This window comes from Duganella sp. CF458 (assembly GCF_900113115.1).
Taxonomy (GTDB): Bacteria; Pseudomonadota; Gammaproteobacteria; order Burkholderiales; family Burkholderiaceae_D; genus Rugamonas.
In genome coordinates this window covers 1-21,051 of sequence record NZ_FOOF01000026.1, presented here as the reverse complement: position 1 = coordinate 21,051, position 21,051 = coordinate 1, and the positions used below count along the sequence as shown (strand labels likewise).

Here is a 21,051-nt window from a genome sequence, read left to right as displayed (position 1 = left end):
TTCATGCAAGAAGGGCGCCGGCTCCTGCTCCAGGCCGCGGCCCGCGTGGCCGCGCTGGCAGTGCTGGCGCCCCACCTTCCCGCGCAAGCGCGCAGCGCTGCCAACGGCGCTTATCCTTTCACGCTGGGCGTTGCATCCGGTGCACCGCTTCCTGACTCCGTGATCCTCTGGACCCGGCTCCTGCCCGATCCGCTGAACGCGGCTTCGATGCCGCCCATCGCGCAGCAGGTGCGCTGGGAAGTCGCGCACGACGAAGGTTTCACCCGTATTGCAGCGAAAGGCACGGCAGTTGCCGCGCCGGCACTGGCGCACAGCGTCAACGTCGACGTACGCGGCCTGCAGCCGGACCGCTGGTACTGGTACCGCTTCATGCTGGGCGATGCCGTCAGTCCCGTCGGCCGCACGCGCACCGCGCCGCCCCCCGGCAGCATGCCGGTGGCGTTGAAGCTGGCCGTCGCATCCTGCCAGCATTGGGAGTTCGGCCATTACGCCGCGCACCGCCACATCGCGCGGGCCGCGCCCGACCTGGTAGCCTTCCTCGGTGACTACATCTACGAATGGGGTCCCTACAGCCTGCGGCACCCTGCCGCCGCCTTGCGCCGCAATGAGAGTTTCACGTTGGCCGAGTACCGCGCGCGCTATGCGCAGTACAAGAGCGATCCCGACCTGCAGGCCGCGCACCAGGCGGCGCCATGGCTGCTGACCTGGGACGATCACGAATTGGCCAACGATTACAGCCCGACGCGCGATGAATTGCTGTCGCCGGACTTCGTGCAGCGCCGCGCCGCTGCCTACCAGGCTTACTTCGAGCACCAGCCACTGCGCGCCCAGCGCATTTACCAACGCTACGACTGGGGCCAACTGGCGCGCTTCCACGTGCTCGACACGCGCCAGTACCGCTCGACGCATGCCTGCCAGCCAACAGGACGCGGCGGCTCCAGTTCGGTCTATCGCCGCGCCTGCGCCGCGCTGGCCGATCCGCGCCGCACCATGCTGGGAAGAGAGCAGGAACAATGGCTGGCGCAAGGGCTCAAGGAATCCAAGGCGCGCTGGAATATCCTCGCCCAGCAGACGCTGATGGCGCAGTTGTCGCAGCTGCCGTTGGCCGGCGACAGCGATGGCCGCTTCTGGACCGATGGCTGGGATGGTTACACGGCCGCGCGCAGCCGCCTGCTGGATGCCGTGCGCAGCGCGCGCAACCCGGTGGTATTGTCCGGCGATGTGCACACCTTCTTCGCCGCCGATGTGCGGCGCGATCCCACGCGCACCGCCGGCGCCGCCAATCCGATCGTGGCAACGGAATTCTGCGGCACCTCCGTGACGTCCAGCTCGCGCCCACAGGCACGCACGCAGCAATACGTCGACATGAATCGCGACATGCATTTCGGCCGCAGCGACAGGCGCGGCTTCATGCTGCTGGACTTGCGCCCCGAGCGGGCCTCGGTAGCATTCCAGGCGCTCGATGATGTGCACGATGCGAACAGCGGCCTGTCCACGCTGGCATCCTTTTCGGTTGCCGACGGCAAGCCAGGCTCGCACCGCGAGGCTTGAGCCATGAACGCCGTTCGGTCAGCGATGCATCAATCGGCCTTCTCCATTTCCACGAAAGATTCGGGCATCTGGAAGCTGAGCTCTGCTTCAGGCTTAAATATGTGATCAAGACCTGGTAGGACAATAGTCATGTCGGTTCGTCGAGAAGTGAATTCAAGTTCGGCCAGCATGTAGTACTGTTGGATCAAAGCTAACAGCTCATCTTGTGATAACGTCACTTTGTCCGATTTGAGTTGATATGCCCGGATGCCTGCTACGGATATCAATGCGGCACCCAAATACCCCTGCTGAATTTCATCGGAAACTTCCAGCTCGCCTTTGAAAATATGGCTCGCCCAAATCGTGGTTTCGAGGAGACGCGCGCCCATATTCTGGGGCAAGAGTCCAGCGGCCCCGCGTCTTTCCACATTGGCTAGCAACTCTTCGTGCATGGCATCAGGGCTCATCGGCTCATTATTGAGATCCAAGTCAGTCATCCCAAGCTTCACAAAATACTTCCAATTCTGCAAAACGAAAAGTCGGTATGCGTCCTTATTGTCAGCCAATTTTTGTCGACGCAAATAATCCGCATAATTACTCCGCACCATAGCGGAGTCCTTACGGTCGTTGTACATCGAATGGAAGAAGTTGTCCCTCTTATGATTGCTTTCTTGCCCTATCAGCTCCTCCCAATCGGAATACTTGGCCGACTTGGCAATTCGGTTCAATGCATCTTGATGCTTGATACCTTCTGTCTTTTTCAATCGATCAGCATCACTGCGAAGCTGTTTAATGGAATATCCGCACGGCGTGAAGCGTGCTTTATATGACTGGCTCATGACAAACTCCCAACAAGGACTTTATCCTCCGCCCGCTGAAGATCGAAGCCCGTAGGGTTGTACGAGTAGGTTTGAAGAGGTGATGTCTGTTGTGGACGTCGCCTAAGCGGGCGACAGGCGCTCACCTAAGCACCAGTTGCTATCTTAAATAAATGGAAGCCTGAATTCAAGGGGGATTATCCGACGGCTGCCAAACGGGCGCCACCCAGGAACATCAGGCTACTAGTCGCGGAAAGGCGCGCTTTCTTCCTTGCGCCGCCCCGCCAGTCCGGCGTGCGGCACCAGCCGGCCTTCGACCGGCGCGCTGATATTGCGCAGCATGGCGTCGGCCGCGCCATCGAGATCACCGCAATCGATACGGCGCAGCACCAGCATCGCACCGCCGGCGCCAAGATTGTGCGTGTAACTGACCAGCGCATCGAACTGCGCCTGCGTGAGGGGATGGTGGCTGACCTGGCGCTGCACCGCGCGTTCTGCGCTGCGCACCGACAGGTCAAACGCTGCTTCGACCTGGTCGGGGGTCATGCCGTGACGGGAGACTTCGTAGTAGCCGCGCAGGCCTTCGCGCTGGCGCAATACGCGGCGGCCTGCGGTACTGAGGGTGAGTGCAAAGTTGTAAACCAGGCCCATATGGTCTCCGGAGGCTGTCCAGGTGGTGCGTTCCACTCTACAGCCGGCCCGGAGCCATACCCTGCGCCAGATCAAGCCTGCCGGCTTATGCTGCCTTCTTCTCGTCGCGCAATTGGCGGCGCAGGATCTTGCCGACATTGGTCTTCGGCAGTTCATCACGGAACTCAATGTACTTCGGCTTCTTGTAGGCGGTCAACTCGTGTTTGCAGAACTCGAGCAGCGCTTCCGCGGTCAGGTTCGGATCCTTGCGGACAACGAACAACTTCACCGCTTCGCCGGAGTTCGCGTCCGGTACGCCAACACAAGCCACTTCGAGCACGCCAGGGTGGGCAGCGACCACGCCTTCCACTTCGTTCGGGTACACATTGAAGCCCGACACCAGGATCATGTCCTTCTTGCGGTCGACGATGCGCACGAAACCCTTGTCGTCCATGATGCCCACGTCGCCGGTCTTGAAGAAGCCGTCCGGGGTGATCGACTTCGCGGTCTCGTCAGGACGGTTCCAGTAGCCGGCCATCACCTGCGGGCCGCGGATTGCGATTTCGCCCGGAGAGCCCAGCGGCACTTCCTTGCCGTCGTCGTCCAGGATCGAAACTTCGGTGGAAGGAATCGGTACGCCGATGGTGCCGGTGAATTCCTTGATGTCGACACGGTTGGCGGTTGCCACCGGCGAGGTTTCGGACAGGCCGTAGCCCTCGATGATCGGGGTGCCGGTCACCTTCAGCCAACGGTCGGCCACCGACTGCTGCACGGCCATGCCGCCGCCGTTGCAGATCTTGTAGCTCGAAAAGTCCAGCTTGGAGAAGTCAGGATTGTTCAGCAGCGCGTTGTACAGCGTATTCACGGCCGGGAACACGGTCACCGGATATTTGGCCAGCTCTTTGACGAAGCCGGGAATATCGCGCGGATTCGGGATCAGGATGTTCATGCCGCCCAGCTTCCAGCCCATGAAGCAGGAAATGGTCAGCGAATAGATGTGGTACAGCGGCAGCGCGGCGACAAACACCATCTGCTTGTCGCTCGGCGCCATCTGCAGCCAGGCTTCGTTCTGCAGCATATTGGCCACCACGTTACTGTGCAACAGCACGGCGCCCTTGGACACGCCGGTGGTGCCGCCGGTGTACTGCAGGAAGGCGATATCGCTTGGCTTCTGGTCGGCCGGCTTCAGCGTCAGGCGCGAGCCTTCGGACAGCACCTGCTTGAAGGTGACGTGGCCAGGGATGTTCCAGGCCGGCACCATCTTCTTCACGCTGCGCACCACGAAGTTGACGATCATGCCTTTCAGGCCGCCCAGCAGGTCGCCCATCGAGGCCACGATCACGTGCTTGACCGGGGTCGAGGCGACGACTTGCTGCACGGTGGTGGCGAAGTTCTCCAGCACGATCACGGCTTCCGCGCCGGAGTCGTTCAACTGGTGCTGCAGTTCGCGCGGGGTGTACAGCGGGTTGACGTTGACCACCACATAGCCGGCGCGGATGATGCCCGCCAGCGCGACCGGGTATTGCAACACATTAGGCAGCATGATGGCGACGCGCGCACCCGGCTTCAGGCCCTTGGACTGCAGCCAGGCGCCGAACTGCTTCGACATCTGGTCCACTTCGGAGTAGGTCATGAACTTGTCCATGCAGACGTACGCGTTGCGGCTCGCGTACTTCTGGAACGACTCCTCCAGCAGGTGGGTCACGGAGCGGTACTGCGAAATATCGATCTCCGCAGGAACGCCTTGGGGGTAAGACTTCAGCCAGATTTTTTCCATCGTAATGCCTTTCGTGTGCCTTGCCGCTTATGCAGCCTTCTTGTCGTCGGCAGGCTTCTCGTCGCGCAGCATGCGGCGCAGGATCTTGCCAACGTTCGTCTTCGGAAGCTCCGTGCGGAACTCGATATATTTCGGCTTCTTGTAGCCGGTCAGGTTTTGCTTGCAGTGCTCCATCAGCGATTCGACGGTCAGGTTCGGGTCTTTCTTCACCACGAACACTTTCACCGCCTCACCGGAATGTTCATCAGGCACGCCGATGCAGGCGCACTCCAGCACGCCCGGATGCGATGCCACCACGTCTTCGATTTCATTCGGATAGACATTGAAACCGGAGACCAGGATCATGTCCTTTTTGCGGTCCACGATCTTGACGTAGCCGCGTTCGTCCATCACGCCCACGTCGCCGGATTTGAAGTAGCCGTCGGCCGTCATGACCTTGGCGGTTTCCTCCGGACGGTTCCAGTACCCCGCCATGACCTGCGGGCCGCGGATCGCGATTTCGCCCGGGCTGCCCAGCGGCACTTCATTGCCGGCATCGTCCAGGATCGTCACTTCGGTGGAAGGAATCGGCAGGCCGATCATGCCGGAGAATTCGGTGCTGTCGAAACGGTTGGCGGTTGCCACCGGCGCGGTTTCGGACAAGCCATAGCCTTCCACGATGGTGACGCCGGTGGCGGCCAGCCACTTGTCGGCCACCGCCTTCTGCACCGCCATGCCGCCGCCGTTGGCGACCTTCAGGCCCGAGAAGTCCAGCTTGGTGAAGTCAGGATGGTTCAGCAGCGCGTTGTACAGCGTGTTCACGGCCGGCAGCATATTGAAGCGGTACTTGGCCAGCTCCTTGATGAAGCCACCGATATCGCGCGGATTCGGGATCAGTACATTCAGGCCGCCCTCGCGGATGCCCCACATGGCGCAAACGGTCAGCGCGAAGATGTGATACAGCGGCAGCGCGCAAATGATGGTGCGCTCTTCCGGCGGCAGGTCGGCCAGCTTCGGCGCCGACCAGGCTTGCATTTGCAGCAGGTTGGCGATGATGTTGCGGTGGGTCAGGGTCGCGCCCTTCGACACGCCGGTGGTGCCGCCGGTGTACTGCAGGAAGGCCACGTCTTCATGGCGCAATTCGACAGGCGTCAGCTTCATGCTGCGGGCATGGCCCAGCGCATCCTTGAAGCGCACCGCGTTCGGCAGCGAGAATGCCGGCACCAGCTTCTTCACGTTGCGCACCACGAAGTTGACGATATGGCCTTTCAGGCCGCCCAGCATCTCGCCCATATTGGCGACGATAATGTGCTTGACCTGGGTGCGCGGCAGCACCTGTTCCAGGGTGGTCGCGAAATTCTCGAGGATGATGATGGCTTCCGCGCCGGAGTCGTTCAACTGGTGTTCCAGTTCGCGCGGGGTGTACAGCGGATTGACGTTGACGACGGTGTAGCCGGCACGCAGGATGGCGGCGATGGCAATCGGGTATTGCAGCACGTTCGGCATCATGACCGCCACACGCGCGCCCTTCTTCATGCCGCGGCTTTGCAGCCAGGCGCCAAGGCGCTTGGAGTGCTGGTCCAGGTCGGCATAGGTGATGAACTTGTCCATGCACACGAAGGCATTGCGCGACGCGTACTTCTGGAACGATTCTTCAAGCAGGTGAACCAGGGAGCGGTATTGCGTGGCGTCGATTTCACTCGGGACGCCTGGGGGATACGACTTCAACCAGATTTTTTCCATCCTGTGCCTCTTTGTCTCAGTTTTATATGTTTTATTTGCGAAAATAGAACGGCCGTGCTTTCCCGCACTATAGATGCTATCGTGCGGCATGACACAGGGCAAGCTATTTTCAGGATTTGGAACGCGTACTCTAGCGGGCCTCCGTGCTGCAAAGCAGCATAGAAAAAGCGTCAATTGACGGCGCCCGGTTCCTTGGCAGCGACGGCCGTCGTGGTCTCCGTGGCTTGCGCCATCGAGCGCGCCAGTTCGTGCAGCCTGTCATGCCGTTCCACGGAGGGCAGGTTGCTCATGCTCCGCACCGCAGCATAAAACTGCGGGAATGCCTTTTCTCTTACAAGCAAGGCGCGGAAGCCTGGCAGCAAATCATTATAGGTTGCAACAGATGCCAGATGGGCATTATTCAACGGTTCCGCAAAGAATCGATCGTAGCCGTTGTAACCACCCCAGTCCGCCTTGAGCACCTTGTAGCTCTCCTGCAAGGCGGCAAAGATACGCAGCTTTTCTTCGCGCTTCTTTTTGGCGCTGGCTTTGCCGGCATAGTTATCCGCCAGCATTTGGCGATGCCTCACCAACAAATCCATGAAATCCTGGCGGCGTACGTTGTAGCGGGCGTAGGCCTCGCGCATCGCGTCGTTACCGTACAGCGCGAGCCAGTGGTTGACGCCGGCTTCTTCCACCGCGGACGCAAAGGCTTCGTTGAACTTGGAATCGCCCTGCACGTACACCACCTGGTGCGCCAGCTCATGGAAGACCAGGCGCGCCAGTTCGGCATCGGAGTGGTTGATGAAGGTCGACAGCAATGGGTCGCTGAGCCAGCCCAGCGTGGAGTAGGCCGGCACGCCGCCGACCTGCACGTCGTTGCCTTCCTTGCGCAGCTCTTCGGCATACGCTTCGGCATCGGCCTTGTCGTAATAGCCGCGATAGCTGACGCAGCCCGCGATCGGGAAACACCACTGCACCGGGCGCAACGACAGCTCCGGCGTGGCCACCACATTCCACAGCACGTATGGCCGGTTCAGCGGGGCGTAGTTTTTATAGCTGGCGTTATCCGGCAGGCCCAGCTCCTTGACCGCGAACTTGCGGATCAGCTTGGCCTTTTCGAGGCGGGCCTTGAGCTTGGGATCGGTGCTGGGGTCGCCAATCCAGTCGTCGACCGGACGGGCGTCAGACCACAGCGCGTACTGGCCCTGGGCAGCCTGGAAGTAGTACTTGAATTGCGCACAACCGGCCAGGAGACCGGCGCACACACCCGCCGTCGCCAGGTATCTGGCGCGCATTTTCAGGTGTGCTAACGTGCGCATATGGCATTCTCAGGCGGCTTTCTCGACCTGAACCAGTGTATCGTAAAACGTCGGTGCGCGACCCATGTCAGTCAGCCGTTGGCTGGTCACCTCGTTGGCGTTCTTGCCATCGCCCGCCAACTTCTTCCACCAGATCGACAGCCCTACGACCAGGCCCTGCCGGGCCTTCGGCGTCACGCGAGCCTTGCACATGAAGGAACCGCGATCGTTGAAGATGCGCACCATATCGCCGTGGTTGATGGCGCGTGTTGCCGCATCGTCAGGGTGGATGTCGAGCTGCGGCTGGCCCTCCGTGGCGCGCAGGCTTTGCACGTTGACAAAGGTCGAGTTCAGGAAGTTGCGCGCCGGGGGAGATATCATCGCAAGCGGGTATTTTGCCGCCAGATCGGGGGCAGATGCTGCCGATTCGTAGTTCGGGATGTAGCTTGGCAGGGGGTCGAGCCCATCCTTCTTCATGCTTTCCGAATAGAACTCACATTTTCCTGAAGCTGTGGGGAAATTGCCGCATGCAAAGGGCGCATCAGGAACTTCCAGTTTCTGCCAGCCCTTCCGCTTGAGTGACTCCCAGTCGAATTGTACGAATGCCACCGATGCCAGGGCGTCATCGCTGTCGCGGAAGCAGGGATCGTCGAAGCCCATGCGCGCTGCCAGCAGGCGGAAGATCTCGGTGTTCGCCTTCGACTCGCCGATCGGCGCGATGGCCGGATTGTTGGCCATCATGTACAGGTGGCCGTAGGCGCTGTGCGCGTCGGTGTGCTCCAGCTGCGTCGTGGCGGGCAGCACGATGTCGGCATAGTCGGCGGTATCGGTCTGGAAATGCTCCAGCACCACCGTGAACAGGTCTTCGCGCGCAAAGCCGGCCTGCACCTTGGACGAATCCGGCGCCACCGCCAGCGGGTTCGAGTTGTAGACGATAACCGCCTTGACCTGCGGCCCGAACTCGGGCGAGGCCGGGCGCAGCAAGTCGTCGCCGATCGTGGTCATATTGATGGTGCGCGGCTGCTTCGCCAGCAAGTCCGGGCGCTGCAGGGCGGCCAGGTTTTTCTTGAAGGTGCCGGAGGCGGAGAGCTGCACCCCGCCCGCTGCGTGGCGCCACGCGCCCACCAGCGCTGGCAAGCAAGCAATATTGCGCACGGCCATGCCGCCGCCATGCACGCGCTGCACACCGTAATTCATCCGGATGGCAACCGGCTCGCCACGCTTGGCAGTCTGGCCATAGTCGCGCGCCAGGCCTTCCACTTCCTCGACCGTGATGCCACAGGTCGATGCCACACGCTCCGGCGTCCATTCAGCCACGCGTTGGCGCAGCGCCTCGAAGCCCACCGTGTAGTCGGCAATGTAGTCGTGGTCCAGCAGGTCGTCGCGCACCAGGATATGCATCAGGCCCAGTGCCAGCGCCGCGTCCGTGCCCGGCAGGACGGCGATGTGCTGGTGGCATTTCTCGGCCGTCAGCGAGCGGTAAGGGTCGATGGCGATCAGCTTTGCGCCATTGCGCTTGGCTGCCTGGGCCCGGGTCCAGAAATGCAGGTTGGACGCGATCGGGTTGCCGCCCCAGATGATGAGCAGCTTGGCGTCCTGGAATTGCTCGATATCGGTGCCGATCGAGGCGCCGACCGTGTATTTGTAGCCGGTGGCGCCGGCGGTGGCGCAAATGGTGCGGTCCAGCAGCGAAGCGCCGATCTTGTGGAAGAAACGGGACGACATGGACTCGCCCTGCACCAGCCCCATGGTGCCGGCATAGCTGTACGGCAGGATGGCTTCCGGCTCGCTCGCAGCCAGCGGCTTCAGGCGCGCCGCGATCTCGTCCAGCGCCTGTTCCCAGCTGATGCGCTCGAACTTGCCCTCGCCCTTCCTGCCGACCCGGCGCATCGGGTACAGCAGGCGGTCCGGCGCATAAGTACGCTCGGTATAGCGGGAGACCTTGGTGCAGAGTACCCCGGCAGTGGTCGGGTGTTCCGGATCGCCTTTCACCTCGGTCGCCACGCCATCTTCGACGGTGACGAGCAGGGCGCAGGTATCGGGGCAATCGTGCGGGCAGGTGGCGCGGACTTGTGTGGATGACATCTTGATCTGGGTTGGCGACGGCTGAAAACAGTATCGTAAACGATTCCAGAAAATCGCATCGGGAGGCTAGAATGGCAACACCGATGGAGACCAATGATGAAACTGATCGACCCGATTATCGCGTTTCAGTCCGAGTTGCAGCAGATCCGACGCGACCTGCATGCCCACCCGGAACTCTGCTATGAAGAAGAACGTACCGCCGACGTCGTGTGCGCCAAGCTGACCGAATGGGGCATTCCCTTCGAGCGCGGCCTGGGCAAGACCGGCGTGGTTGGCATCATCAGGAATGGCACGTCCGAGCGCGCCATCGGCCTGCGCGCCGATATGGACGCCCTGCCCATGCAGGAGATTAATACCTTCGCCCATGCGTCGAAGCATCCCGGCAAGATGCACGCTTGCGGCCATGACGGCCACACTGCCATGCTGCTTGGCGCGGCCCATCACCTGGCCCGCCACCGCAACTTCGACGGCACTGTCTACCTGGTGTTCCAGCCGGCCGAAGAAGGCGGTGCCGGCGCGCGCGAAATGATCAAGGATGGCTTGTTCGAGCGCTTCCCGATGGATGCGATCTACGGCATGCACAACTGGCCCGGCATGGCGCAAGGCGAGCTGGGGGCTTGCGAAGGCCCGATGATGGCCTCGTCCAACGAATTCCACGTGACCGTGCGCGGCAAGGGTGCCCACGCGGCCCAGCCGCACAAGGGCATCGACCCGATCATGATCGCGGTGCAGATTGCGCAGGCGTGGCAGACCATCGTCACGCGCAACAAGAGTCCGCTGGACACGGCCGTGCTGTCGATCACCCAGATCCACGCCGGCAGCGCCACCAACGTGATTCCAGACGATGCAAAGCTGGTCGGCACCGTACGCACCTTCACCACCGAGGTACTGGACATGGTCGAAAGGCGCATGCAGGCGCTGGCGCAAGGCATTGCCGCCGCCTTCGACGCCCAAGTGGAATTCACCTTCCGCCGCAATTATCCGCCGCTGGTAAACCACGCCAAGGAAACCCGCTTCGCTTTAGGCGTCATGCAGTCCGTCGTCGGCGAATCGATGGTGGACGCCAATGTTGAACCCACCATGGGCGCCGAGGATTTCGCCTTCTTCCTGCAGGAGAAGCCCGGCTGCTACATCTTCATCGGCAACGGTGAAGGGGACCACCGCGACGGCGGCCACGGCCTCGGTCCCTGCGTGCTGCACAACGCCAGCTACGATTTCAACGATCGCCTGCTGCCGATCGGCGCCAGCTTCTGGGTGCACCTGGCCGAAGCGGCTTTGCCGCAGGCGCTAAGGCAGCCTGGGACAGCCTAAGGCAGCTTGTCGGCCTGCGTGCCGACCCGCACACCGTCATTCAGCCGCTCCAGCGCCAGCAGCGCGGCTGAATGGTCGGCGCACGGATACGCATCCTTGATCGACGCATAGCGCTCGGTCACCAGGCTGGTGACCGGCAACGCCACGCCGGCCGCTGCCGCCGCTGCCAGGATATTGTGCTGGTCCTTCAATTGCGTCAGCACCTGCCCGCCCGGCAGGAAATTCCGCTCCAGCATGCGCTGGCCATGCACCTCCAATACGCGGCTCTCGGCAAAGCCGCCGCGGATCGCCTCGCGTACCGCCGCTGGATCTGCGCCCGCCGCCTGCGCCAGCAGCAAAGCCTCCGCCACGATGTTGATGGTGCCGCCGACGATCAACTGGTTGCACAGCTTTGCCACCTGCCCGCTGCCGGCAGGACCGACCAGCTTGGGCTTGCCCATCGCTTCCAGCACCGGCCGCGCAGCTTCGAAATCCGCCGCGCTGCCGCCGGCCATGATGGCCAGTGCGCCGGCCTGCGCACCGCCAACGCCGCCCGACACGGGAGCATCGACGAAGCGATGTCCGCGCGCCGTCAGCAGCGCATGGAACGCCTGCGCCTCGTCCTGCCGCGTCGAACTCATATCGATCCACAGCGTACCGGGACGCAGAACATCGAGTGCCGCGTCGATCACGCCGCCGACCGCATCGCCGGCCGACAGCATCGACACCACCACCGCGGCATCGGCCACCGCATGCGTCAGTACGTCGTCCGGATCCGCGCCGGCGGCAGCCAGCACACCGGCCTTGCCCGCAGTGCGGTTCCACGCGGTCACCTTGAAACCTGCCGCCAGCAGACGGAGTACCATAGGCTCTCCCATCAAGCCTACGCCCAGAAATGCAATTCGCAGAGGATGCGCCACTATAAGCTCCAATATGCCAACATTGCAGTGATTCTAACAATTAAGAGGTCGCCTGAAAAAAATTCAGAACGAAAGTAAAATTGCCGGCATTGCCTCAGCAAATATGAAGACTGTGGCAAGGACTAGAGAGAAAAACATGCAAATCAAAAAACTGCTCGCTGTTGCTGCCGCTGCATTGGTAGCGCAATCCGCTTTCGCCTTCGACATCAATTCCGCCTACGTGGAAGCCGGTTCCGCTTCCAAGATCCGCATGGTACGCCTGGGCGCCACGCAAAACTTCAAGCCTGAATGGACCTGGTTCAATTCCAACGGCACCCACCTTACCGGCTACTGGGACGCCAGCGTTGGCTTCTGGCAGGCGCGCCAATGGCATAACGTGCCCGGCGATAAGGAAAACCTCTTTGACCTCGGCTTTACTCCGGTAGTCCGATTCGAGAATACCAGCAAGAAGGGCTTCTACGTTGAAGGCGGCATCGGCGCGCACCTGCTGTCCAAGACCTATTACAGCAATGATGACGGCCTGTCGACCGCCTTCCAGTTCGGCGACCATATCGCGGTGGGCTATGTGTTCGACAAGTGGGAAGTCGCGCTCAAGGCGCAGCACTATTCCAATGGCGGCATCAAGAGGCCGAACAGCGGCGTCGACGTGATCCTGCTGAAGGCAGCTTACCGTTACTGATTCACTTCTTGCGGTAGCGTTGCAATCCCTTTGGCAGCAGGTTGAACACACGCACCATGGCGTGTAGCTGCCAGGGGAAAATGCAGCGCGCATCCCGCTCCGCGATCGCGCGGACAATGCGGCGCACAGCCTCGTCTTCGGTCTGCAGGAACGCCTTGCGCCGCGCACTTCCCCCGTTCAGATCCCTCAGCTTCTGCGTATCGACGTAGCCCGGCACCACGACAGTCACGCCGATCCCGTGCGGCGCCAGCGCCTTGCGGTAGGAATCACTGATCGCAATCGCGGCGCGCTTGCTCGCGCTGTACAGCGAGCCATTCGGATACTCGTGCAGCAGTCCCGCCATCGAGGCCACCACCACCATCTGGCCGCGCCCATTGCGCAGCATGGCCTGCGCGCCCGCATCAAACGCATGGCACAGGCCGGACACGTTGGTCCGCACCACCGGCAGGCTGTGCATCGGGTCCTGCGCCAGCGCATTGGCATCGGCATACTGGCCGGCGGTGACCACCAGCAGGTCCAGGCCCTCTTCCGCAAAATCGTTGACAGCGTCAAACACTGCCTGGCGCTCGCCGATGTCGAAGCCGTAGCGGCGCAACCCTGCCTGCGCGGTGATGGGGTGTCCGTCCAGCCGCGCAGGATCGCGTCCGCATAGCGCCAGCTCGGCCCCCTGCTGCGCGTAATGCATTGCCAGGGCCAGCCCGATGCCGCTGGTACCGCCGATGATCATCACCCTCATGTGCTTCCCCTGTTGAATCGGGTGGCGTGCCGCAGGCGCAGGCCGGGACTGGCATACGCTTCGATGCCGCGCCGGTAGCCGTACTGCCATTGCGCTTCCACGTCCTTCGCATATTCCGCAAGGCGGGCTGGCATCTCGAGCCTGATCCGGTTGCCCAGCCAGTCAATGCGCTTTTGCATGCCGCTGCCGCGCAGGGCGCTGGAAATATCGCTGGTGTCTACCCAGGCATCGGCGTGCTGCGCATGCACGTGCTTCAGCCGCGCGTTGCCGTCGATGCCGAACACCTTGCGCAGTGCCGGGATCGCCAGCATTTGCCCGAACGGCGGCTTGGCCTCCATCGTCACGTGCCTTGCCAGGCCATGCGCAATCTCGATCGGGAACAGGTCGATCACGCCGCCCATATAGTGTTCGCCTGCGTGGGCATGGCAGGGGAAGTACAGCATGTCGGTGATCGAGCTGCGCACGGCATCGGCGACCGGCATCGCGCTATCGAGCAGCAGGCCGGGCGCCACAGCGCCGCAGCTCCACGCGGGAGAACTGGCCGGTGCCTGCCATCCCTCCAGCAGGCTGCATGCGCGCTCCGGGCCGAAGACGACTTCCGCGAACAGCGCGCGGCTGCCTCGCGCCTGGCCGGTGTGCTCGCGGCCGAACAGCAGCCTGGTTGCCACAATGGCGAGCGACATCTGCGGCTGCCCGGCGGCCGGCAAGGGCAATTCCCCCGGCAGTTCGAACATGAAGTCGTCGAAAACGTCCGGCACGCGCTTGGCCCGCCCGCGCGACAGTCCGCGCAGCAAAGCCGCCCCCAGCACCTGCAGCGGACGCGCATGCGGCGCCGCGCGCAAGCCGCACATGAAGCGGTACATCTCCTGTGAGGCAAGCCATTGCTTGCGCTGCGCGGCATCCGGCAAGGCATGGATGATGGCCGCTGCCAGCGAACCGCCGCAACTGGCGAGGATGATATCGGGCGCCATGCCGCTGTCTTCCGCCGCAGCGTGCATGCCAAGGTAATAGCCGAAGCGGAATCCTCCACCCGCCATCACCATGCAGCGCTGGTACTTTTGATCTTCACTCATATCGCGTGACATAATGCCATGAATGCAACTCCTGCACCTGATCATCAACGCCCTCTTGTTCGGGCTTTGCTACACGCTCACGAACCATGCTGCCGAAACGGCGCAGGTCCAGCGTACGCTGGCGCTTCCGTTCGAGCAGTCCATCCCGTTCCTGCCGTGGATGATCATTCCCTATGGCAGTTCCGGTCCCTTGCTGGCATGGGCCTTCTTCAAGGTGCGCAAGGGAGATGCGCTTCGCGTGTACAGCCGCCGCCTGATGTTCTGCACCGTCGCCGCCGGCCTGGTGTTTGCCGTTTTTCCCGCGCGCTTCCCAGCCGGCAGGGCCGTGCCCGACCACAGCTTCCTCCAATTGGCCTATGGCATGCTTGACGCCTCGGATCGCCCGTACAACCAGTTCCCTTCGCTGCACATCACCTACTGCATCCTGCTGTGGCTCGCGCTGCGGCCAACCATTGCGGGCCGCGCCTGGAAGGTTACGTTGGCATGCTGGCTGCTGCTGGTGGGCGCCAGCACGCTGCTGACCTGGCAACATGCCATCGCCGATATCGCAGGCGGTATTGCGCTGGCCGCTGTCGCCTGCTACGCGGTGCGTCCCGGCACCACCGCCCGCCACAGCGTTTCGTTCTACTACGCCATCATGACCGGATTGGCGCTGCTCGCGGCGAGCCTGTCCGCTCCCGTATGGCCCTGGCTCTACCTCGCGGCCAGCCTGCTGCTGGTAGCCTTGGCGTACGCCCGCCGCAACGCGGCCTTCCTGCGTAAGAAAGAAGGCCGGCATCCAGCCTGGATATGGCTGCTGTTCTGGCCCTACCTCTTTGGCTACACCGCAACGTGGATGCTGGTGCGCTGGCGCCATCGCAACAAGCCGCCGTTCGCACAAGCAGCCGAAGGCCTGTGGGTTGGCCGCCGCCTGAGCGCCAGCGAAGCGCGGCAACTGCCTCCAGGCTGCAGCATCATCGATCTGAGCGCAGAACTCAGCGAAACCGAATCGCTGCGCCGCGGCCATTACCGCCACCTTCCTTTACTGGACCTGCAGGCGCCGACCCGCGCGCAGGTCCGTACTATCCTTGCGGCTGTCGCCACGGAGCGCCGGCAGGGTCGTCCCGTCTACCTGCATTGCGCGATGGGCTATAGCCGCAGTATTTTCATCGCCCGCATCTATCTTAACTCTTGCACGTCATGAGCATCTCCATCTACCAGCTTAAGCCTCGCTTCCAGCGATTGCTGAACCCCTTCCTCAGCCTGCTCACGCGGCTCGGCATCACCCCGAACCAGGTGACGCTGGCCGCGATGATGCTCTCTGTGGGCTATGGCGCGGCATTGGCCCTAGCCCCGCAATGCCTTGGCCTGTGGCTGGGCCTGCCCTTCTTCCTGCTGCTGCGCATGGCCTTGAACGCCATCGACGGCATGCTGGCAAATGCAACCGGCAACAAGACCGCAATGGGAGCCTTGCTGAACGAATTGTGCGACCAGGTTTCCGATGCGGCGCTCTATCTGCCGGTAGCCCTGCTGGCTGGCATCTCGCCGCACCTGCTGGTGCTGGTGGTGCTGTTTGCCCTGCTGGCCGAATTTGCCGGCGTGCTGGCCAGCAGCATCGGCGTGGCGCGCCGCTTCGATGGCCCGATGGGCAAGAGCGATCGCGCCTTCGCCTTCGGCCTGCTTGGATTGCTGGTGTGGGCGGGCGTGGCACCGGTCTGGCACAACGCCCTGCTTACCGTGGTCCTGCTGCTGTCGCTGGTGACGGTGTTTAATCGCCTTCGTCAGGCACTGCGGATTTCTGCGCAAGTGAAACAGTAAAGATCCCTTCCAGCCCGATCATGGTCCGGAGCTTGCGGCAACCGGCCAAGGTGACCAGGCCATCCATCTCGGCTTGTGCGCGCGGGCGCATGCGCCATGGCTCGCCGCGATGGTTGGTCAGCGTATAGGCGATCATATCCAGTTGCGGATGCCATGGCTGGCCGGTGTAAAGCAAGCTTCCCCCTTCGCGCAGGCTGGCCGCAACGCCGCGCAGCGATTGCAGGACCAGCGAGTTGTCGCTGAACAGTTCATACAGGCCGGACACCACGGCGATGTCGTAGCGTCCTTCCTGCCCCTGGTAGCTGTCAGCGCTGAAGGCATCCCGGCGGCAATATTCGATGCGGGCGCTGATCTGCAGCTTTTCCGCCAGCTTCCTGGCCTGCTCCAGGTTGTGCTGCTCATAGTCGCATAGCGTGACCTCGATTTCGCGGTCCTGGAAGCGCTTGATGGTCTCCAGCACATAGCGTGCGGAACCCGCAGCGATATCAAGGATGCGAACCGGCCCCGGTCCTGCGTGCGCTGCGATCTGCTGCGCCAGCATCTGTTGCATCTGCACCTTGCGCAGGCGGATGCCGCGCCAGCCCACCGCGTCCAGGTAGCCACGGTCCATCATGCCGCCGAAGCCAAGCTTGCCGCCCGCCTGGTTGCGATAGACATAGTCCAGCGACTCGCCCGAATCAAAGCCGTGGCGCAGGCCGATCTTCATGCCATCGCTCAGCGGCCCCATGACCTTCAGCATATTCCGCTGCAATCCGAACCAGGCTCGCGTGAGCGCGTTGCCGGTCTGGTTGTTCAGCAGCGCTGCGTAATGCCGGGCGCCCTGTCCTTCCCTATCGGCAGCCGCGAAGCGCACTGGTGACGCCGGCCGTGTCGCGAAGCATTCCTCGATAAAGCTGCGGCTCGCCTGCATCGCAACGGAAGTGTCTTCCTCGTAGAAGATGGCATGACGGCAGCGCTGCAGCCTGACATAGCGCTTCAATGACGACGACAGGCGATCAAAGAACAGCTTCTGCGGCGCTTCGTGCACGACATAGTCCTGGTCGGCGGAAAGCATGAGAACCGGCGTGTCGATGGCGGCGGCATCATGCACGATGCGCTGCGCAGTATCGGCAAGTTCCAGCAGGATCTGCGCCGAAATGCTCTTGGCGATCAACGGATCCTCATCGTAGGCCCGCGCCTGCTCCGCCGAATGCGTCAGCATGGTGGAACGGATATAGCTGGTCACGAACAGTTCCGGTTTGAAGCGCCGCGCGAAGCGCAGGCCCGGCTTTGCCAGCGGCACATACAGCTTGATCGCAAAGGCCGCAGCAGCCATCACCAGTCCGCGTACGCGCGGCGCATAATCGTGCAGCCAGGTTGCCGCCACCACAGCGCCAACACTGTTGGCCACCACCAGCACGTCCTCGACGGCAATGCCATGCTTGCTGCAGATATGGCGTACGAAGGTATCGAGGTCGTCAACCATGGTGGCGAAGCTCGGCGCCGAACCGCGTTCGCCTGGCGAGTATCCGTGCCCACGCGCGTCGTAAGCGAAAGCCCAATCGCCATGGAAGCCGAACTGCTCGACCAGCGTACCGATACGGCCAGAATGTTCATGCCCGCGATGCAGGAAGACCAACGCGCGCGGCGCGCCACTGCGTGGCGCCAGCGGCATCCAGCTCCGGTAGAACAGGCGCGTGCCGTCGGCCGCCTCAAATCCGGACTGGGTCTCGCTCCAGGCGAGGCCTCGTTCAATCTTCATTCTTTTTTCCTTATCGATAAATGAGCAACAGGTAAAGCAAGGGAGCCGTAACCACCAGGCTGTCGGCGCGGTCAAGCATGCCGCCGTGGCCCGGTATCAGGTTTGAAAAGTCTTTGATGCCGAGCTTGCGCTTCGCCGCGGAGAACATCACGTCGCCGGCAAAGCCGCCAACCGAAAGCAGCACCGCGATTGCCGCCAGCCAGGCTGGCTGGCCCAGTCCAAAATAAGCGCCCAAGACAAGCGACAGCAGGGTGGAAACCACGACGCCGCCCAGCAAACCTTGCCAGGTTTTTTGCGGGCTAATCTGCGGGACGATTTTCTGCTTACCGAAAAGTTTGCCGCTGGTGAACTGGGCGATGTCGTTCAATGCTGTCACGATGAACAGGTAAAACAGCCAGGACAGGTTCCCCTTCGGCCCGAAAGGCAGGTGTACAAAGGCAGGCACGAAACTGATGCCGAAGCAAGTCAGCGCAAATAGAAGCCAAGGCAAGGCGCCCGGCTCGCGCGAACGCCAGAGATATGCCGCAGCAGCGAGACTGGCCAACGCAAACGCTGCAGGCAAGGAAGAAGGTGCGAACGTGCCGGCGCACACCGCTGCCAGCAGGCTGGCGATGGCGACGCCAAGGAAGCGGCCGGACGCCGCTCCGCAATAAGGCGCAAGTTCGCGCGCAGCCAAGCCGCAAATGACGAGTGCCAGCAAGGGCGCTCCGACCGGATACAGGATCAGGCCGCAGCTAACAATGGGAAAGATGAACCACCAGGCATTCACCTGGTCGCGCAACTGGCTGGTACGCGAGCCAAGTGCCAACCCCACCCCTGTTGAGACAACACCCAGCAGCACGTACAAGGCAGCCATGGCGTACCCGAGCTGCGCGGTAAAGATACCATTCATGACTTGCATTTTGCCAACAACTGGCCGATGCACAATCACACATTGTCACGATGCACAAAAAAAACCGCCAGGTTGCCCCGGCGGTTCCTGTGCGTTGCTGCGCGGCTTATTCTGCTACGTCGGCACCCACGTTAATGGCAGCATAGGCGCGCTGGACTGCTTTCGCCTCGGCGCTATTGGCGCCGTATAGTTCCTGCGCTGCTGCCAGCACTTTCAAACGAGCATCTGCATAATTGGTGGACGACGTGAACTTGGTGGTATTCGCGCGGAACCAGATACGGTAAGCCTTGTCGATGCCAATGCCGGTCATGTTCTTCGGCAACTTGGTCAAATATTGCGAGTAGTAATCGCTACCCGAGGTTGCGCTGGAACCCATCGCCAGGAAATAGAACATGCGGTTGTTGGGGCCGCTGCTGTAGTGGACGTCCAGGCGCTTGATGGTCGACTTCCATGCGTCCGGCGACTTGCCATCCTTGCTTGGCTTGTACATCCAGCGCAGCGGCTGGCCGTTCTTGGAAATTTCCTTGCCCATCACCCAGTCGTTGCCCGATGGAACAGGCAGCGAAGTGCCGGTGCCGCCGGCGCGTGCGTAGGCTTCCACTGCTTCACCCGCGATGTCGGACGAAGACTCATTCAGGCCGCCGGATTCAGCCCGGTAGGTCAGGTTCGACGTGGCGGCGGTGATGCCGTGCCCCATTTCGTGACCAATCACATCAATCGAACCAAGGTTGTTGAAGTAACTGCCGCCATCGCCGATGAACATGCACTTGCAGCCATCCGAGTAGTAAGCGTTGTCGTAGGCAGTGTTGACGTGCACGGCGATGTAAGTCGCAGTGTTGTTACCGTCGAGCGAAGACCAGTTCAACACGTTCTTATGCATGTCGTAGGTGTTCATCAGGCCCCACAGTGCATTCACCGCAGCGGTCTGGCCGTTGGCATTGGTAGTGCTGCCGCCGGCGATGTACTGCTTGCCGTCGCCCCAGACATTGGTGGCATTGGTGTATACCGCGCCGGCACTGGTGCCGTGGTTGGCATTAGTGATCGCCATGGCGCCGAAGGTACCGCCGGTGCCGCGACTGCCGTCGATCATCTTGTACACGCCGCCGGACAAGGTGGTATTGATTGGCACATCGCCGTTGTATTGGCTATGGCCGGTGCCGACCACGTTTTGCATCGCGCTCCACTGGTCGAGGATGCGGCCGTCGCGTGCGCTGACAATGGTGTCGTAGAAGGCGCCATGGTGGCGGGTCTTCACCACGTAGGCCAGTTCATGACCGGACACGACGTCCTGCACGTCAACGGCATTCAGGTCTGCCTCAGCCTTGTTTTCGGCGCCGGCGGCACGCACGGTCTTCACAATCGGGAAGATGACCAGTTCGGCCGATGGCGGGTCGATTTCGGTGCCGGCAGCAAGCATGCTGCGGCGCGCCTTGGCAATCGCCTCCTTGCCGCTAATGGCTGGCTTCACATTGAAGCGCTTGCCCGACAGGCCCTGGCGGCGTTCGCCGACCGATTCACTCACGATATTGCCGCCCTGGTCGGTGACTACCACGGATTCGGATTCAAAAATACGCACGCCTTTGTAGGTGTGGTTCACGCGGCTGATCGCCTTGCCATGTTCGCCCGGGTGCTGGCTGGCGATGGCGTAGCCGTGGTCGGTATCCAGGCCATATTTGCCCCGCTCACCGTTCAGGGTGGATACCAGGCGAGTTTTCTCCTGTGCGGAGAACGCAACTGGGCTGGCCATCATGTTTGGGGCGGCGCTGGCGTTTGCAGCAACCATGGCGATCGCGGCTGCGATCAAGCTTTTGCGAAATTCCATTTCTGTCTCCAAATGTCCCGATGAGGTGGGGTGTTATAGGGAAGGTAACACTATCGGGGTATGAAGGCTGAGTCAAAATTTCTACAAATTGAGACATATTTCTATTGCTTGTCTCGAATGCAACTTAACAATGCAAAAAGCCCGCTGGCAGATGCCTAGCGGGCTTTTCTAATAAGAGCCTGACGATAACCTACTTTCACACTGGTTGCAGCACTATCATCGGCGCAAAGTCGTTTCACGGTCCTGTTCGGGATGGGAA

The 21,051-nt window shown here is 61.8% G+C and carries 17 protein-coding genes; 5 read left to right on the top strand and 12 right to left on the bottom strand.

Annotation, left to right across the window (positions count from 1 at the left end; genetic code table 11):
- Positions 1–3: 3 nt before the first annotated feature.
- Positions 4–1,551: an alkaline phosphatase D family protein gene (locus BM269_RS27595; RefSeq protein ID WP_090445335.1), complete on the top strand. Its 1,548-nt coding sequence runs from the start codon at positions 4–6 to the stop codon at positions 1,549–1,551.
- 29 nt (positions 1,552–1,580) lie between these two features.
- On the opposite strand, the gene BM269_RS27590 is transcribed toward BM269_RS27595, so the two are convergent.
- The 6 genes from BM269_RS27590 to BM269_RS27565 form a co-directional block, all read right to left on the bottom strand.
- The gene (locus BM269_RS27590) at positions 1,581–2,369 is read right to left on the bottom strand and encodes a hypothetical protein (protein WP_139232891.1); all 789 of its coding nucleotides are present in this window, start codon (positions 2,367–2,369) and stop codon (positions 1,581–1,583) included.
- Between the two features lie 222 nt (positions 2,370–2,591).
- Entirely contained in the window at positions 2,592–2,999 is a 408-nt protein-coding gene (locus tag BM269_RS27585; RefSeq protein ID WP_090445332.1) for a lysozyme, read from the bottom strand.
- Between the two features lie 85 nt (positions 3,000–3,084).
- Positions 3,085–4,755 (bottom strand): long-chain-fatty-acid--CoA ligase, encoded by a 1,671-nt coding sequence (locus tag BM269_RS27580; RefSeq protein ID WP_090445329.1) that lies wholly within the window; start codon positions 4,753–4,755, stop codon positions 3,085–3,087.
- A 27-nt stretch (positions 4,756–4,782) separates the two neighbouring features.
- Complete coding sequence (locus BM269_RS27575; RefSeq protein ID WP_090445326.1) at positions 4,783–6,477, bottom strand: long-chain fatty acid--CoA ligase; 1,695 nt, start codon at positions 6,475–6,477, stop codon at positions 4,783–4,785.
- A 170-nt stretch (positions 6,478–6,647) separates the two neighbouring features.
- The gene (locus BM269_RS27570; protein ID WP_229204827.1) at positions 6,648–7,778 is read right to left on the bottom strand and encodes an aminopeptidase; all 1,131 of its coding nucleotides are present in this window, start codon (positions 7,776–7,778) and stop codon (positions 6,648–6,650) included.
- Between the two features lie 9 nt (positions 7,779–7,787).
- On the bottom strand, positions 7,788–9,842 hold the full coding sequence (locus BM269_RS27565; RefSeq protein ID WP_090445323.1) for a molybdopterin-containing oxidoreductase family protein: 2,055 nt from the start codon (positions 9,840–9,842) through the stop codon (positions 7,788–7,790).
- A gap of 96 nt (positions 9,843–9,938) precedes the next feature.
- Between BM269_RS27565 and BM269_RS27560 the strand changes: the two genes are divergently transcribed.
- Complete coding sequence (locus tag BM269_RS27560) at positions 9,939–11,153, top strand: M20 aminoacylase family protein (RefSeq protein ID WP_090445320.1); 1,215 nt, start codon at positions 9,939–9,941, stop codon at positions 11,151–11,153.
- Here the strand turns inward: BM269_RS27560 and BM269_RS27555 are convergent.
- Entirely contained in the window at positions 11,150–12,040 is an 891-nt protein-coding gene (locus tag BM269_RS27555; RefSeq protein ID WP_255372317.1) for an NAD(P)-dependent oxidoreductase, read from the bottom strand. The genes BM269_RS27560 and BM269_RS27555 overlap by 4 nt on opposite strands.
- A 148-nt stretch (positions 12,041–12,188) precedes the next feature.
- On the opposite strand from BM269_RS27555, the gene BM269_RS27550 reads away from it, so the two are divergent.
- Entirely contained in the window at positions 12,189–12,731 is a 543-nt protein-coding gene (locus BM269_RS27550) for an acyloxyacyl hydrolase (protein ID WP_090445314.1), read from the top strand.
- A 1-nt stretch (position 12,732) separates the two neighbouring features.
- Here BM269_RS27550 and BM269_RS27545 read toward each other — a convergent pair whose 3' ends face one another.
- Positions 12,733–13,467, bottom strand: coding sequence for an SDR family NAD(P)-dependent oxidoreductase (locus tag BM269_RS27545; RefSeq protein WP_170860503.1), 735 nt, complete (start codon positions 13,465–13,467; stop codon positions 12,733–12,735).
- The gene (locus BM269_RS27540) at positions 13,464–14,540 is read right to left on the bottom strand and encodes a patatin-like phospholipase family protein (protein ID WP_090445308.1); all 1,077 of its coding nucleotides are present in this window, start codon (positions 14,538–14,540) and stop codon (positions 13,464–13,466) included. The genes BM269_RS27545 and BM269_RS27540 overlap by 4 nt, the downstream gene beginning before the upstream one ends.
- A 22-nt stretch (positions 14,541–14,562) precedes the next feature.
- Here BM269_RS27540 and BM269_RS27535 point away from each other — a divergent pair, with 22 nt between their 5' ends.
- Positions 14,563–15,723, top strand: coding sequence for a phosphatase PAP2/dual specificity phosphatase family protein (locus BM269_RS27535; protein WP_090445306.1), 1,161 nt, complete (start codon positions 14,563–14,565; stop codon positions 15,721–15,723).
- Positions 15,720–16,337, top strand: a complete 618-nt coding sequence (locus tag BM269_RS27530) for a CDP-alcohol phosphatidyltransferase family protein (RefSeq protein ID WP_090445304.1) — start codon at positions 15,720–15,722, stop codon at positions 16,335–16,337. Before BM269_RS27535 ends, BM269_RS27530 begins: the two co-directional genes overlap by 4 nt.
- Here the strand turns inward: BM269_RS27530 and BM269_RS27525 are convergent.
- From BM269_RS27525 to BM269_RS27515, 3 genes are all read right to left on the bottom strand, one after another.
- The gene (locus BM269_RS27525) at positions 16,288–18,078 is read right to left on the bottom strand and encodes a bifunctional alpha/beta hydrolase/class I SAM-dependent methyltransferase (protein WP_090445301.1); all 1,791 of its coding nucleotides are present in this window, start codon (positions 18,076–18,078) and stop codon (positions 16,288–16,290) included. The genes BM269_RS27530 and BM269_RS27525 overlap by 50 nt on opposite strands.
- Before the next feature lie 10 nt (positions 18,079–18,088).
- The gene (locus tag BM269_RS27520; protein ID WP_170860502.1) at positions 18,089–18,970 is read right to left on the bottom strand and encodes a phosphatidate cytidylyltransferase; all 882 of its coding nucleotides are present in this window, start codon (positions 18,968–18,970) and stop codon (positions 18,089–18,091) included.
- Between the two features lie 106 nt (positions 18,971–19,076).
- Positions 19,077–20,792, bottom strand: coding sequence for a M4 family metallopeptidase (locus BM269_RS27515; RefSeq protein WP_090445295.1), 1,716 nt, complete (start codon positions 20,790–20,792; stop codon positions 19,077–19,079).
- Positions 20,793–21,051 lie beyond the last annotated feature (259 nt).